Genomic DNA, 15,217 nt, shown 5'->3' with positions numbered 1-15,217 from the left:
CTCCCCCGGTTTCACGGACACCTTTGATACGCGGGTTACGCGCGGGGAAAGGTGTTTGGTGGCCAAGACGAGACGCGCGTTCACGCCCACGTTCAAACGCGAGGCGGCGGCCCCGCTGGAGAGCAGCGGCCGGGCGCAGATGCAGATCGCGGCCGAACTCAGGATCCAACCCTCGATGCTGAGGCCGTGGCGCTCGGCACTGACGAGAGGCTCCCCACCACCGCGGACAGCAGGGTCACCGGGAGCCGCTGCGCCACTCCCATCGCGAAGGCCGCCGAGCGTATGCCGCTGCCGGACAGAGCGAGGCCGACGCGAGTCCATGCGGGTCGGGTCTGGTCCTGGACCGCCGGCCCGAGCGTTTCGAGATCGGCCTCGGAAAGGCGGACGCCCTGGACCGCCGCAAGTTCAGCGAGATCCTCCGACAGAACCACGTCGAAATCCACGTGTTCGCTGATCCGTCCGTCATTCGCGGCCAGGAAATCGTCGGGATCCCACCCTGCATCTTCAACCGGAGTGCTGCTGGAAAGGGATTCTACGGTTCAAGCGTCCCCAATCCTTCGCGTAGTGCCGTTCGACGCCGAGATCGGGGATGAGGTTCCGTCGTCCCGTACAGCGTCGCCCCTCCCCGGCGAAGGCATCCCTAGGCGCTGTTCCTTCCGCACCTCGTAGGATCAGGCCCGCGGCCCCAAGCAGGAGGCGGATGAGAGATCGGCTCACGAAGAAACTGTAGCGTTCGCGGCGGTTTGAACGGTGCTTTGGCGGAGACGAGGGGCGAGAGGCCCAGGAAGCGCCATATCGATGCCGCCATCGACCACGCCCTGATCGATGTCGCAGAGGATGGGTCAGAGTAACTTCGTCGCTTCCGATCCCTCTCGAAAGTACGAGGCGGGACCATTTTGCGGCCAAGCGTCGAAAGAACGGGCTTTGCATCCGTTACGCTAGGTTCGGCGGCCAGACGTCAGGCTGCGGGTCTTGCCGTGGAAGTCGAATACTTCGGAGAACCTGCGGAGGCAGTCTTCCAGACTGCTGGGCGGTGGAAAGAAGGTACTGTGAACCGAGCGTTGGCGATCCATATGGATCAGCCGTTTCAGCCGTGTCATGCGCCTCGGGAAGCGGCCGTCGGTGCAGCGCCGGCGGACGATCGGGGCGGCGGAAGTTCCTCACCCTGATCGGTCACCCGAAGACGACGCCGCGGGTGCATCGCACGGCTCCTTCCGTCGCCCCTTTTCACGTTGGCAGAACTGAGGCCGACGCATCGCAGCTCCACGGGCGAAGCGCGTAGGTCCAACTCTCGAATCGACATCTCGTTGGTACCGCCCCCCGGGCTGGTCTGGTTGATATGGCGGACCCGGCAGCGGGCCTGACGTCAGGGACGTTCGGTGGCCTGTCTGCGTCGAGGGCATCGCGGAATATGCCGGGACCGCACGTCGACGAAGGAACCGAACGAAGGAACGAACTCGTGCCGCGTGCTTCGGCATGAGGCGAGGTCCGCCCTTTGGATAGGGAGACCTGGGGATAAAATTTAGGGAGCTGTCTCGTAACGCGTTGCCACCACTCACTTTTCTGGAGCGAAAAATAAGTGGTGGAGCTGAGGGGACCGTAACCCCGCACTCGCCCAAGCTCCTGCCGCGCCTTAAAAATCATGCCAGTCAGAGACTTGTCGGGATGGAGCCGGGGATGAATCCGGGATTTACGGGCCCGTCCTGACGATGTAACCCCGATCTGCGATCTCGGTCGGTACGTGACCGTCGGTGTCCGCGTTCGGGCCGGATTCGACGCCGGTGAGCCTTCCCCCCAGGGGAGTAGGCGCGTCCGAGAGTCCCCGCCGAGCGCCGGACCGGCCACGGCTTGGCCCGCATGGGAGCCGCGGCGCGGATCGGCTTCGGGGCAGGCCGACGTCCGAAACCGAAGGGGCATCCCGATCCGGCGAAAAGGTTGGGCCCCACCCCGCATCCGAACTCATCCGTTCGATGTGGGAGCTGACGTCACCGCCAGGGGAAGTGCCGTCTCGGCGGCATTCTTTCGCGAGTGACCGTCGGCTGCTGCCTGAGCGCCCGTCACGTCGCTTTCGCATCGGCTTGCGATCGATGCTGACTCTTGCGATCCGAGCGACCGGCCCCACGCATGGCCGTGAGGCGCCGATCCCGTTCCCCACTCGGCGAGGCGCACGTCGGCTCGACGCCCGGTCGCCGTTCGGGCTGCCTGCCCGCGATGGGCGCGGCCCTTCATCGTGGTGGACATCCGTTCCCCGGCGAGGTGGGAAACGGATCACGGCGCCGGCCGCATCGCCGAGCCCGCCCCGGGAACGTCGACGGCGAACCGTGCCGGCGGCCGATCGCGACGGTATCGACCGCGTCGTCGGAGAGAGGCTCATCCCGCCACCGGGAGCCTCGCCGTTCCGACAGATGTCGCATGGCCGGGCAGCCGAGCCCAGAAATAACCTCCATCCTGACTGTCGAGTATGCCGGCGTCCTCGTTCTCCAATATCTCCAGGAACATGGAGATGTACTGATCCTCCTTAGGCGCCACGCCTCTAACTTGCCAGATGAACGAACTGTGCCGGAACAACGCGAGCAGGTTCAAATTTTCCCCGCGGTGGATGAAACTATTCCATAGCAATCCATGGCAGTTATCAAACAAATGGGGGATTATTCTCATGAGTAAATACTGATATGCGGAAATGATTCGAGCATGATCGTCGTTATGAAATATCTTGCCGCCGCGGATGCTGCGTTCGGGTAACTCGACCGTCGCCCTGACGACGTTGTAGATGTCCTCAGTTTCCGTCCCCGTATCGACGACAGCTCCGAGATAGCGGTTCGCCTGTTCGAGGTCGTCGCTCTGCTTTGCAAGAGCGAGTGCCAGGTTGTTGGCCACGACCCAGCATTTCTTCTTGCGCGCTTCCCGTTCCAGGGCGATGAGCTTGGATCGCCGTTCGGGTGTGGCTGGCTTCGCCTGGATGATGATGGAGCACGCTTGGATTTTATACGGGACGGATTTCGTCGCTCTCAGCAACTTCTCGGCGACCTCCGTGGCCTTGCCGTCATCGTGGCCTGAATGCGCCAGGCTGAGGCTCACCAGCAACGATTCCTGGTCGAACCTATCGAGCAACGACGGGTCGATTCCCTCCATGATCTCGATGGCCTTCGCGCGTTCGCCCACCATTCGAAGCGACTTGCCATGGCACAGCCTGACGCGGCCGATCATTTCGTCGGCGATGCCCGCCGGGGCCGTATGAAGGAAGGAGGCGCAGAAGCCCGTAGCGCCGTAATAGTAGGAGCCCGCGAACAAGGCGTCGCCGTATGCCGCCGCCAAGTGCAGAGTGCGCCTGTCTCATCCTGGTCGCTCGAGCGTCAGGAGACTGTCCGTCGGGAACGCGGAGCTGAGGTCAAGGCGCAGATACTCGAACGGCTGACGGCCGTGCACCGCAACGATGACCTGGCGCTCGTGCTCCTTTGGGAGCGTGCGCAGCCCCGGGACGCCGACCCCTACCTCATGCCCCCATATAGGCCGCCAGCTCGTCCGGCGTGCCTTTCGGAAACGCTTGCTTCAGGTGGCCAAGGAACGCCGACACGCGTGCGCTGAGAAGCCGGCGAGAGGGATAGAGCGTCCAGAGCGCGATGTCGGGGCCGTCGACGTCGCCCCAGTGAACCAGTGTTCCCGCTGCCAGGTCGTGGCTGACGAGCGAGATCGGCAGGCATCCCGCCCCGACGCCGGCCCGGACCGCATCGCGGACCATGATGAGCGACGACAGCCTGAGGATTGGTTCGAAGGCGATGCGTGATCCGCCGCCAGGTGCTCTCACCTGCCATGCATCGCCGCCGCCGGGACCACGTTCCACGGCGGGCACGGTCCGGTCGGCCGCCGGCCGTTCCAGGCCCGGGCTCGACACGACCACCAGACGATCCCGCAGGAAGACGCGCCCGACCAGGCTCTCGTCGGTCTGCGGATTGACGCGGATCACCAGGTCGTAGCCCTCCTCGACCATGTCGACGCCCCGGTCCTCCGTGGTGACCTCGAGCCGGACCTCCGGGTGCTTCGCCGCGAACTCGGCCGCCAGCTTCCCCATGGCGACCTGCGAGAACAGAAGCGGCGCGCTGATCCGCAGCCGGCCGCGCGGCTTCGCGCCGCCCGAGGCGATGGCCGCCGCGGTCTCGTTGAGTTCGGCCAGCAGCGTCTCCGTCCGCTCGTGGAGGGCCCGTCCTTCCTCGGTGAGCTTAAGAATGCGCGCGCCCCGCTCGAACAGGCGGAGGTTGAGGGCGGCCTCCAGTTCCGCGACCCGGCGCGACAGCGTCGCCTTCGGTCGATCGGCCGCCCGCGCGGCGCGTCCGAAGCCCCCGTGTCGGGCGACGAGGTTGAAATCGGCGAGTGCAAGCAAATCCATGCGTTCCACCGGTGGGACGGACCGTCCAACCATAACGGCTTTCGACGCCGGCGTGGATCGCCAACTTCCGGCCTGCCACCAACGGCAACCCGGAGACATCGCATGACCATCCTCGTTACAGGCGCCACCGGCACCATCGGCCGCCATGTCGTCGACCATCTCGTCCGGCGCGGCGCCGACGTGCGCGCCCTCGTCCGGGATCCGGCCAAGGCCGGCCTCCCGGCGGGCGTCGCCGTAGTCCGGGGCGACATGCTCGACGTCGAATCCCTGCGCGGCGCGTTCGCGGGCGCGTCCACCCTGTTCCTACTCACCGCGGTGGCGGCGGACGAATTCACCCAGGCGTTGATCGCGCTCAACGTCGCCCGGGAGGCCGGGATCGAACGGATCGTCTACCTGTCGGTCATCCACAGCGACCTATACGTGAACGTCCCGCACTTCGCGGGCAAGTTCGGCGTGGAGCGGATGATCGAGCGGATGGGCTTCGAGGCCACCATCCTGCGGCCCGCCTACTTCATGAGCAATGAATTGACGATCAAGGACATCGTCCTGCGGCACGGCGTCTACCCGATGCCCATCGGGGCCAAGGGGCTCGCCATGACCGACGGACGCGACGTCGGCGAGATCGCGGCCGTCACGCTGATCCGCCACGAACGGGCCGAGCGGCCGCTTCCCCTCGACCGGATCAACGTCGTCGGTCCGGACACCCTGACCGGCGGGGGCGTGGCCGCCATCTGGTCGGAGGTTCTCGGACGCCCGGTCGCCTACGGCGGCGACGACACCGCCGAGTTCGAGGCGAACCTCCGGAACTTCATGCCGGGTTGGATGGCCTACGACATGCGCATGATGGCCGAGCGCTTCCAGACCGACGGCATGGTCCCGGAGGCCGGCGACCTCGGGCGGCTGACCTCGCTCCTGGGCCGGCCCCTGCGTCGCTACCGCGACGTCGCCGCCGAGATCGCGGCCGCGGCCTGACGGCCGGGCGCCACGCAACCCCGTCGGAAGGACCCTCGTAGTGGTCGACCCGACTGCGAGCGTCGCGGTGAGCCCGGGGGGCTCGGTCCCCAGGCCCGCGACGCCCGTCAGTTCCCGCCCTGGGATCCGCACCCGACGCAAGGGGGGAGGAAAGCGCGACGTCCCTCGTCCGCGAGGCCACCGTCGGGGACGTCGATCCAAGCGGGATCATCGCCTTCGACCCAGCCCTGCGACAGCCGTTCGTAGTTCCCTAGGTGTTTGATCCCGCGGTGTGGTGGTACGGTTGACCACCATGCAGCGAGAGATGCGCTATGGGCCAAATTCTCCACGGCAGCGCCCGCACGACGGAGGCGGTCCGTCGCGCAATACAGCTACGTCAAGAGAGCGTGAGAGGGGCGGCCAAGCGCTACGGCGTCAGCCCGACGACGATCCAGAAGTGGCGAACTCGGCAGACGACAGGCGATGCCGCCATGGGGCCGAAGCAGCCCCGTTCGACGGTTCTGACCCCAGAAGAGGAGGCCATCATCGTGGCCTTCCGCCGGCATACTCTGCTGCCGCTGGACGACTGCCTCTACGGCCTGCAGCCCACGATCCCGCACCTGACCCGCTCGTCGCTTCACCGCTGCCTGGAGCGGCACGGCATCAGCCGCCTGCCTGAGATGGAGGGCGACAAGCCCAAGACAAAGCGCTTTGCCGATTACCCCATCGGCTACGTGCACATCGATATCGCCGAGGTCAGGACAGAACAGGGCAAGCTCTAGCTGTTCGTCGCCATCGACCGAACCTCAAAGTTGGCGTTCGCCAAGCTGGAAGCTGAAGCCAACCGCTACACGGCATCGGACTTCCTCCGCGCGCTGGTCGCGTTCGTGCCGTACACGATCCACACCGTGCTAACCGACAACGGGGTGCAGTTCTGCCATGCCCCGCGCAACCGCTCAGGTCCGACAGCTCTCTACAGCCGACACATGTTCGACCGCGTCTGCCACGAGCACGGCATCGAGCATCGTCTGACCAAGCCCAACCATCCCTGGACCAACGGTCAAGTCGAGCGGATGAACCGCACCATCAAGGACGCCACGGTCAAGCGCTATCACTACGACACCCACGAACAGCTCCGGGCGCACCTGCAGCTGTTCGTCGACGCCTACAACCATGCCCGTCGGCTGAAGACCCTGCGCGGCCTTACGCCCTACGAGCATGTCCTTCAGGTCTGGACCAAAGAGCCCAAACGCTTCAGGCTCGACCCGTCACACCACATCCCGGGACCATACACCTAGGCCGTGATCGGGCCGACCTTCGCAAGATGCACAGTAGGGCTTCTCCCATGCGCCGAGGCTCGGATGGCCCGGACCCGGCACAAGCGACCAGGTTCGTCGACGCGCCGTCGCCGGAGCCAAGCGCGTGCCGCGCATCGGCGTTAGGGATCGCTCGAGTCGCACCCCCGGCCCACGCCCAGCGCCTGCGCGAACAGGCGACCCAGCATCGGATCGGCCGCGTCATTCGGCAGCGCCATGTAATGGCCCGGACGGCGTATCAATCCGCACAGGAACCGACCGTCCTCGCACTCGAGCGCCGGGCAGGGCGCTTCCATCGCGCCGATGTGCTCACGCGCCAACCCGCAGACTTTCGTGGCACAACAATATCCGCAACCATTGCACTGTTGGCCATGCGGCGGCTTCATAGGCATCCGCCGCCCCGCGGTCTCGTCCAACAGGTGAATTGCCTGCATCGTCGTACCCCTTCGAACCTACGGCCTCCTGGCTCGGGCCACGGCTCGTCATGACCGCATCGGACCGGATCCGCACGGAGCCTCAGGCGACGGTGCGGATCCGGACATGCCTCGCCTCGTAGGCCTGCGGACGGTTGCTTCGGGGCTGGGTGACATGCGGGCCGAGGCCCCTGCCTGGAACGCGTGTGGGCAGCCTACGCGATTCGGACGCTGCCAGCGCGCGGGGCCGGACCCCGGCCGGGAATTTCAAGCCTCGTCCAAGGCACCTTGCGCGAACCTAGGCGGTATGGCTCGTCCATCCTCGGGAACGAAGCGCGCTGCGTCACCGGGACGCCGGAGATCAGGGCTTGAGGATGCGGGGCGGCGGCGAGGACCCCGATCTCGCGGCGACTTGACAGCGCGGACGCTTGCGGATGAACCCGGCGGATGGACGTAGGTGTCGCCGCAAGCATCTTGGAAGCCCTGGGTAGCCCGACGCGCCTGCGGATCCTGATCGAGCTCAGGCGCGCCGGCGATGCCGGCCTGTCCGTCGGCACCCTTCAGGAGCGCCTTGGGATCGACGCGAAGTCGACCCTCTCCAACCACCTGCGGCAGCTCGTCCAGTCGGGGCTCGTGACGCAGGAACGCCGGTCCACGACGCTGCTGTGCCGGGCGTCGGCCGAGCGGGTGGCCGCCCTGGTCGAGTTCCTGGGTCGCGATCCGCCCGGCTAGGCCTCGCATCCCACCCGTTGGCACCTGCAGGACCGTATCCCTAATTCTCTCCCGACCTTTCCGATGGAGGCCGCTCGGGTCCCGCCCGTGCGGCGTCACGGGCGCGTCCTCGACGGGATGCGCGGGGAGCCTGTCCGCGACGGTCCCGCCCAGCGTTCCGCGATCCGGCGCAGGTCGGGCCGGCGCGGGTGCCGCCGGGCTAGGGACCTCAGGGCATGGGCGAGCACGACGCGCGCCGTCTGGTCGCCGCGTCGGCGGGCTATCACGACGAGGTTGCCCATCACGACGTCGAAGACGGGGCCCTCCGGCTCGTGTCGGTGGATCCGGTCGATGGCGACCGCCGCGGCGGTCGCGGGATCGCCGGCCCGCGCCGCGGGCCAGCGCCGCTCGTGCAGGATCGCGGTCGCGGCGACGGCGCGCGCCAGGGCCGTCACGTCCTCCTCGGTGATGTCGGACGGGTCTAGTGTCCGCCAGAGCGGCAACGGGCACGCGCGACCGCGCGGGGCCGGCCTGGCTCGCGCGGGGCGGGCGCCCCGGCGGGAGATGGGGGTTCGCATGCAATCTCCGTCGTTCTGGGAGCAGGGGGGGCTGGCCGCGGGCGGGGCGGCGCTGGCGTTCGGACGGCCGCTCAGACGGAGACGACCAAGCCCGGGTCGAAGGTGTCGCGACCGCGCTCGCCCACGCGGGGGTTGGCGACGACCCTGGTCTTGCCGAGCACGTGGTCGGCGGCGCGGGGCACGTTGCCGTGCGCCCAGAGCCTGGGCGCGCCCCACGCCTCCATGGATGCGCCGGCCTCGGACGCGAGGGACGCCGGCACCCAGCCGTCGGCGTCCCAGCCGTCCCAGTCGGCCGGCAGGGAGCGCGGGGTGGGCGCATGGCAGGTCAGGACCACCGCGACGTCGCCCGGCAGGGCGCAGTCGACGCAGGCGTTCGGGCCGCCGCGGAGCCCGAGCGACCGGATGGCCACGCTAGTCAGGGCGTCCTCGATGTAGGCCCGTGAGCGCGCGTGCATCCCGAGTGCGTCCAGGGGCGTGAGGGCCCGTCCCCGTCGCAGGAAGATCCGGCCCGCCTCCTTCCAGGCCGTCCGGGCCATGACGCGCGCGCTCGGCACCTCGCTGGAGGCGCCGAGAGCCCAGTCGGTCCAGAGCGTCGCCCCGATCGCGACGGTCCCGTCGCCGCCGGGCGGCCCGAACCGGACGGCGTCGTCCGAGAGCAGGACGAGGCCGAGCTCGGGGGCGACCTCGCGGCCCCGCGCGAGCGCCTCGACCAGCGGGACGTCGGACCGGTACTCGACCGGGCCCGGGACGAAGAAGACCGGCCGGTCCCCCTGGCGCCCGCCGAGGGCGCCGTGGAGGGCGCGGAGCGCGGCCGTGAGGCCCGGGGCGACGTTGCCGGCCACCAGCACCGCGTCGTAGCCGTCCGGCGGCTCCGGCAGCTCGACGCCCGGATCCAGGTCGAGGCGCAGGTCGGACAGCACCCAGAACGCGCGGCGCGGCCGCGGCGCTGGCCGCGCCGGGGGATACCCCCGCGGCTCGGGGCGCCGCGGGGCCGGCCTTCGAACGGCGGGGGCAGACCCCGGGCTCCGACGCCCGGTCGGGTCGAGGCCGAGGCTCAATGCGCCCTCCCGGCCTGGGCTCGGTCGCGGACGCGCAGGATCGCCTCGACGGCTCGGCCCAGCCGGCGTACGGAGCCTCCCCGCCACCGCGCGCGCAGCGCGGCCCGCTCCACGCCGTCGAGGGGGGGGTGGAACCGGGGGTCGAGCCCAGCCTCCCCGGCGATCTCCGCGAGCAGCCCGGGCAGGAGCGCGTCGAGATGTTCCGCCCGGGGCTCGGGGAACCGGATGATCCGCATCCGATCCAGAAGGGGGCCGGGCAGCTTCGAGGGATCATTGGCCGTGGACACGACGCTCGCCCACGAGATGTCCAGCTCGAGCTGCAGACTCGGGTCCGGGAAGCGACAGGCGTTCTCCGGGTCGAGGGCCTGGAGCATCGCGTCCCAAAGTCGTCCATAGTCGGACCGGGTCGCCGCCTTGTCGATCTCGTCGACGAGCACGATTGGGTTGGCTTGCCGGTGCCTGGCGATCGCCATGAATGGCCGGCATGGCTCCGACGAGTACCACCGCCGCTCGGTGCCGCCGAAGCTGCCGCCCGAGTCGTTCGCGCCGTCGACCCGGTATACGCCGACGCCGAGCGCCTCGCCGAGTCGGCGCACGAAACGCGTCTTGCCGGCACCCGGCGGCCCCGCCAGGAGCAGCGGGCGCGCTCGGACATGGGCCCTCCCGAAGAACGCGCCGAGGACGGCGCCGATCGCCTCCCGGGCGTGGGGGAACTCGGTCGTGAGCGCCACGTGGGCCCGTCCGATGTCCGGGGTCGGGACCAGGGGCAACGGCCGGCCGATCGCATGCTCGTAGCCGCGCGCGATGTCCTTCGCCTTGGCGGCGCCCTTGGCCGGCAGGGCCGGACAGACGAGGACGTGGCCCGGCGGGACTGCGATTGCGTCCGGCCCGGGCTCAGGGGTCGGGGGAGCCTCGAGCGCCCGGACCAGTTCGCGCAGTTCCTCGATCTCCGCCTTGGCGTCCCCCTCGAAGGATTGCCGGGCCTCCCGCACGGCCCAGTGCGTCAGAGGGTGCGTGACGGACCGCCCGTGATCGATCGCCGCCTGCGCCAGGGTGTCGACGTGCCAGGTCCGCCGCGGGCATCCCGCCGCCATGGCCGACAGGCCGACGGCGAGCAGGCATGCGTCCCGGCGCAGGTCGGCGAGGGCGTCATCGATCGCCGCGCGCCACTTGGCCCCGGCCTCCGGCGCGCCCTCTTCCGCCGTGGCCTCTTGCGCTGCGCCCTCCGTTCGACGTACCGGCCGCCCGGAGGCGGCGAGGGCGGGCCATGGGGGATGGAGGGCGTGGTCGTCCTCCGGCGGTCCGGCGGCCGCGAGCCCGAGTTGGTGGAGCCGAGCCTGCGCCTCCGGTATCCGGTCGAGGCAAGCCCAAGCCGCGGCCGCGGCACGGCCGGCGAGCGTCGCCAGCCGATCCTGCCCGCCGAGCATGACGAGCGCGTCCGAGATCTCGCGCAGGGCCGGGTCGTCCCGCTCGGCCGCCGCCCGGTCCAGCGTGGCGAGCCCGCTCCCCGCCGGATCGCCCCCCGCGGCGTGGGGGGCGGGCTCCGCGTGCGGGCCGGCGTCGTCGAGCCAACCCGACAGGCCCGGGCAGACGCCGACGTTGTCGTCGATCCACCTGGCGAGGGTCACGCCGAGGCCTGGGAGGATCAGCTCGGCATCGGCGGCGAGCTCCGCCGGCAGCGGGCCGTTCGCGGCCTCGCGGTCGAGGGCGGCGCGCAGGGCCCGCGGAAGGTGTCTGAGCACGATCGCGCGCGCGACCGCGGGGGGCACTGTTTCCAAGGGGACCTCCATGCGGCGGCTCGGAGCGGGGCGCTGCCCCGGATCAGGCGGACAGGTCGATGACCAGGCCGGGGTCGAAAGCCGGGTTCTCGGCGCCGTAGCCCTTGGGGTTGCAGACGACGCGCGCCCGGCCGATGCGGTGGTCCCGGCTCGCGTGCACGTGGCCGTGCACCCACAGTTCGGCCCCGATCCGGTCGACGAGGCCCTCGAGCCGCGAGCCGAAGGCAGGGTTGAGCGGCTTGCCGGCGAATGCCGGATCGAGCGAGGCGGCGGCGGGCGCGTGGTGGGTGACGACGACCCGGGCCCGCGCCGCTGTCCAGGCTCGCTCGTGGACGAGGGACTCCAGCCGGGCGCGGCTCGCGCGATGGAGCGCGGCGGCATCCTCGGGCAGGAACGGCTCGCGCCGCGGCCGGCGCGCGCGGTCGATCAGCCGGTGATCGTTGAGCATCCGTCCGGCGGCGGCCATGGACGCCGCGACGCGGTCGTCGCCGTCGAGCCGATAGTCGGTCCACAGTGTGCAGCCCGCGACGGCCACGTCGCCGATCCAGGTGACCTCGTCCTCGAGGAAATCAATGCCGAGACGGGCCGCCGCGGCCCGGCCGCGCGCCAGCTCCGAGCCGAGGCATCCACGATAGTATTCGTGGTTGCCCGCGACGAAGGCCACCCGCATGTGCGGGCGGATGGTCCGCGCCAGCCACGCGAGCGAGGTCTCGACGCCCTCGCCGACGTCCCCGGCGACCAGGGCGACGTCGGCCTCGGGCACGGCCGGCGGCGTCCACGGCGCGGTGCCTCCGCGGTGCAGGTCGGAGAAGATCCAGAAGCGCATGCGCACGACTCCTTTCGCGGCGCCGGTCGACGCCGCCTCGGTCAGGACACGGTGGAAGGAAGGCGAGGTCGGCGATGGCCGCCCCGGTCGACGCGCCCGGCGGTCGGCAGGCGCCGGACACGCGCAGCGCTGGAAGGCCCCGCGATGCCACGCGGTCCCCACGGGTCGGGAGCTTCAGGCCTTCCCGGGGGGATCGCGGCCCGGCGAACGCGGGTCCGGCCGTGACGGAGCTTCCAAGGGAACGCCCACCGAACCGAGCCCGGCGACCTCGACGGACCTAGCCGGGACGACCCGTCCCGCACGAGGCGGGCGGCACGCCCGAGCTACGGGCGCGGCGTACCGCGTCGCGCATTCGTTGGCGGCCACCGCCCGAGGACTTGGGCGAGGCTGGCCGTCGATCTTCTCGACCGGGCCACTCTTTGTGCGTTGAGCTTGGTTATTATACTGGTCTTGAGTTTCAAAATCAACAGAATCGCCGATTTGGATTGCCTGGCAATGCCTGTCTTGTGGATGCATTGACGAAGACTTGCTTAGATCGGGAAAGGCCGCGATCCGGGAGCATCATCGTCGGGCGACCCCGCGCGGCCAGTCCCGGCGCCCCGGCAACCGTCGGGCAGGATCGTTCGGGTCGTGGCGGGGTCGGTGGCCTTCAAGGGTGGCCCCGCCGTCCCGGTGCGGACGGCGGGGCCATGGTTGCGCGCCGAGGTTTCAACGCGCCGCCTTGTCCGCGAGCCAGGCGTTCAGACCGTCCGGTCGCCGGGCCTTGGTGATGCGGAAGCCGCGGCGGCAGCGGAGCCGCGAGATCGCCACGCGGATGGCGCGGTTCGCCTGCCCGGTCTCGGCCGCGATCTCGGGGAGGGTCGCGCCGCGGGGACGCGAGAGCATGGCCACCACGATGCCCATGTTCCGGCGCGGCCTCTTCTTGCCGGAGCCGTCCCTGGCCGACATCCCGGGCCGCGCCACGTAGTCGAAGCGCCGGGGGTCGATGCCGTCGAGCAGGTGCGGCGCCTCGTCTCCCAACACCGTCGCCACGCGGGCCCACCACCCCGACCGGACGAAGCGCTTGATCGCTTTCCTTCGCGCCTCCGGGCTGCCGTACCGGTCCGGGAGGTCCGTCGCCGCGCGACGGAGCCTCAGGGCGAGGAGCATGACCTCGACCAGCGCCTCGGCGCCCCTCCGCCTTCCGTCGAGCATGCCGACCGCCTCGTCCGGGACGAGGTGCCGGATCGCGGCCCAGGTCGCCCGGTCCAGGCTGCAGGCGCCGGACGCCAGGTGCCGCTCGGCCTCCTCCAGCCCCCGCCGCCGGCTCTGCTCCTCGCGGCTGGGCGGCACGTGCGCGCCCCGGACGATCCGGACCGGCCCCACGTCGGCCGGCGTGCCGGGATCGTAGAATCCGAGCTCGGCGAGGGCGAGCTCGATATGGACGCCGTGCGAGCCCGGGTCCGGCGTCGGGACCACGCGACGGATCAGCGCCCGGATCGCGCCCGCAAGCTCCTCGCCCTGCGGCGTCCCGAGGTCGATCGCACCCTCGCCCGAGAGTTCCCGGAGGGCGCTCGCCAACCCGCCGAGCTCCTCGACGCGACGGGCGACGTCGATGACCACGCGCGGGGACCCGATCTCCGCCAGCTTCCCGTTGATCGCGTCGACCTTCGCCTGCTTGCCCTTGCGGATCTTGAGGACGATGTGCTTCTCGAGCCCCTCGGTGTAGGCGTCGTCGAAGCTGGCCACGAGCTCCGCCTCCAGCGCGTCGCGCTGGCGGACCAGCCCGTCGCGCCGCGAGGCCGCGTCGGACGCAGCCCGGGCCGCCTCGGCGCCGAGGCGCGCGAGGTAGGGCGCGTAGAGCGAGGCGTCGTCGAGGACCCCCGCCAGGAGGCGCAGGACCCCCGTCTCGACCCAGCCCATGTCCCAGCTGCGGGCGTTGGCGCACGACTTGTTGTAGTTGTGTCCGGAGCACACGAAGCGGCTCGGCCGCCCGCCCATGCAGACCATGTGCCGGTCGCACGTCGGGCACCGGACCAGCTCGGACAGCAGGAACTGGCCGCGCGCCGACTTTGGCTCGCCGTCCGTCCGGGCCGTGCGCCGCTTCGGGCGCGCTGCCTCCCAAACGACATCGTCGACGATCGCGAGGTGCTCGGCGTAGGCGATGACCCACGCGTCCTCGGGCGCGGCCTCGCGGCTGTAATTGCCTTCCGAATCCTTCGTGTAGATGTACCGGCCATACAGGATGATGCCCCGGTACAGGACGTTGTTCAGGACCCGGCCGACCGCATCCGCGGTCCACGGCGTCTTGCGCCGCCCCATCTGATTACGCTCGTTGAGGATGGCCGCGATCCGGGCGCGGCCCAGATCCAGGGCGGCGAGCCGGAAGATCTCCTTGACGATCCCCTTCTCCACGGGGTCGGGCTCCACGTGGCCCCGGCCCCTCGCGCTCTTGACGTAACCGAAGTTGCGCGCGCCCCAGGGGATCCGGAGCTCCGCGACCATCGACCTGCGGGCGTGCCGCGTGTTGTGGACGAGGGTGTCGACCTGCTGATGGTTCACGTAACCGTGCATGGCGACCTGCGCCATGTCCATTTTCCCGCCCTGGGCCGTGTGCAGCTCGACGCGCTGCCGGCGCAGGGTCTTGAACAGCCAGCCCAGGTCGACGAAATCCCGCGCCAGGCGCGACGAGTCGCCGATCAGGATCGCGTGGATGCCGCCCGCCTTCACGCGCGCCAACATCCTTTCGAGCTCTTCGCGCCCGGTCATGAAGAAGCCGCTTCGCTCCTCGTCGGAGTACACGCCGTCGTTCGGGATCTGGAAGCCGACGAGCTTCGCGTAGCCCGCGGTATCCTCCAGCTGCCTCGCCGTGCTCATCTGGTTCTGGCCGGACGTGGAATAGCGCGTGTAGACGAGCGCGATCTTGGGGCCGCCCACGTCCAGGGTCGCCTTCCTCGCGGGCAGCCGCAGCGAGCGCGGCACGCTCTCGAGCAGCTTCTCGCGCAGGGCAGGCGCGCCATCCTCGTGACGCGAATTCAGAACGATGGCGCCGTCGCCGCGTTCAGCGTGGCGGATGCTCAAGCAACTCATGATGGCGATACTCGCGATTACTCCGTGAGGCGACAAGTCGATCGGGTGATCGCCTGTCCATGGCCCGAGTCGGGCCGAAGAATGGATCTCGAAACATCTGGAACAAGTCCAGTCTTATATTTACGAGTACTTT

General features: G+C 69.8%; 10 protein-coding genes and 2 pseudogenes. 4 read left to right on the top strand and 8 right to left on the bottom strand.

Going from position 1 to position 15,217, the window contains the following annotated elements:
- Positions 1-58: 58 nt before the first annotated feature.
- Positions 59-325, top strand: a pseudogene (locus BM228_RS22580) (transposase); the annotation flags it as partial.
- 2,045 nt (positions 326-2,370) lie between these two features.
- Here the strand turns inward: BM228_RS22580 and BM228_RS22575 are convergent.
- On the bottom strand, positions 2,371-3,315 hold the full coding sequence (locus BM228_RS22575; protein ID WP_092044137.1) for a hypothetical protein: 945 nt from the start codon (positions 3,313-3,315) through the stop codon (positions 2,371-2,373).
- Between the two features lie 178 nt (positions 3,316-3,493).
- Complete coding sequence (locus tag BM228_RS22570) at positions 3,494-4,384, bottom strand: LysR family transcriptional regulator (RefSeq protein WP_092044136.1); 891 nt, start codon at positions 4,382-4,384, stop codon at positions 3,494-3,496.
- Positions 4,385-4,486: 102 nt separating this feature from the next.
- Between BM228_RS22570 and BM228_RS22565 the strand changes: the two genes are divergently transcribed.
- Both BM228_RS22565 and BM228_RS22560 read left to right on the top strand, forming a co-directional pair.
- Entirely contained in the window at positions 4,487-5,356 is an 870-nt protein-coding gene (locus tag BM228_RS22565) for an SDR family oxidoreductase (protein WP_092044134.1), read from the top strand.
- A gap of 311 nt (positions 5,357-5,667) precedes the next feature.
- A pseudogene (locus BM228_RS22560) lies at positions 5,668-6,633 on the top strand (IS481 family transposase).
- A gap of 140 nt (positions 6,634-6,773) precedes the next feature.
- On the opposite strand, the gene BM228_RS22555 reads toward BM228_RS22560, so the two are convergent.
- Positions 6,774-6,971: a hypothetical protein gene (locus BM228_RS22555; RefSeq protein ID WP_092044133.1), complete on the bottom strand. Its 198-nt coding sequence runs from the start codon at positions 6,969-6,971 to the stop codon at positions 6,774-6,776.
- Between the two features lie 540 nt (positions 6,972-7,511).
- Between BM228_RS22555 and BM228_RS22550 the strand changes: the two genes are divergently transcribed.
- A complete protein-coding gene (locus BM228_RS22550) occupies positions 7,512-7,796 on the top strand; it encodes an ArsR/SmtB family transcription factor (protein WP_092044131.1) in 285 nt (94 codons plus the stop codon).
- A gap of 95 nt (positions 7,797-7,891) precedes the next feature.
- Here BM228_RS22550 and BM228_RS22545 read toward each other — a convergent pair whose 3' ends face one another.
- The 5 genes from BM228_RS22545 to BM228_RS22525 form a co-directional block, all read right to left on the bottom strand.
- Positions 7,892-8,353, bottom strand: a complete 462-nt coding sequence (locus tag BM228_RS22545) for a hypothetical protein (RefSeq protein ID WP_139234165.1) — start codon at positions 8,351-8,353, stop codon at positions 7,892-7,894.
- 71 nt (positions 8,354-8,424) lie between these two features.
- A complete protein-coding gene (locus tag BM228_RS22540; RefSeq protein ID WP_092044128.1) occupies positions 8,425-9,273 on the bottom strand; it encodes a metallophosphoesterase family protein in 849 nt (282 codons plus the stop codon).
- Positions 9,274-9,407: 134 nt separating this feature from the next.
- Positions 9,408-11,180: an AAA family ATPase gene (locus BM228_RS35485; protein ID WP_244537266.1), complete on the bottom strand. Its 1,773-nt coding sequence runs from the start codon at positions 11,178-11,180 to the stop codon at positions 9,408-9,410.
- A 52-nt stretch (positions 11,181-11,232) separates the two neighbouring features.
- A complete protein-coding gene (locus BM228_RS22530) occupies positions 11,233-12,015 on the bottom strand; it encodes a metallophosphoesterase (RefSeq protein WP_092044126.1) in 783 nt (260 codons plus the stop codon).
- Positions 12,016-12,723: 708 nt separating this feature from the next.
- Positions 12,724-15,084, bottom strand: coding sequence for a recombinase family protein (locus BM228_RS22525; protein ID WP_092044124.1), 2,361 nt, complete (start codon positions 15,082-15,084; stop codon positions 12,724-12,726).
- Between the last annotated feature and the right edge of the window lie 133 nt (positions 15,085-15,217).

The sequence above is a fragment of the Methylobacterium pseudosasicola genome (genome assembly GCF_900114535.1).
Lineage (GTDB): Bacteria > Pseudomonadota > Alphaproteobacteria > Rhizobiales > Beijerinckiaceae > Methylobacterium > Methylobacterium pseudosasicola.
Note: the sequence above shows the minus strand (reverse complement) of the source record. Positions and strands in the feature narration are given on the sequence as shown.

Coding starts and splice junctions, on each gene's coding strand:
- BM228_RS22570 (WP_092044136.1), bottom strand. CDS start 4,384: ATGGATTTGCTTGCACTCGCCGATTTCAACCTCGTCGCCCGACACGGG.
- BM228_RS22530 (WP_092044126.1), bottom strand. CDS start 12,015: ATGCGCTTCTGGATCTTCTCCGACCTGCACCGCGGAGGCACCGCGCCG.
- BM228_RS22550 (WP_092044131.1), top strand. CDS start 7,512: ATGGACGTAGGTGTCGCCGCAAGCATCTTGGAAGCCCTGGGTAGCCCG.
- BM228_RS22545 (WP_139234165.1), bottom strand. CDS start 8,353: ATGCGAACCCCCATCTCCCGCCGGGGCGCCCGCCCCGCGCGAGCCAGG.
- BM228_RS22565 (WP_092044134.1), top strand. CDS start 4,487: ATGACCATCCTCGTTACAGGCGCCACCGGCACCATCGGCCGCCATGTC.
- BM228_RS22525 (WP_092044124.1), bottom strand. CDS start 15,084: ATGAGTTGCTTGAGCATCCGCCACGCTGAACGCGGCGACGGCGCCATC.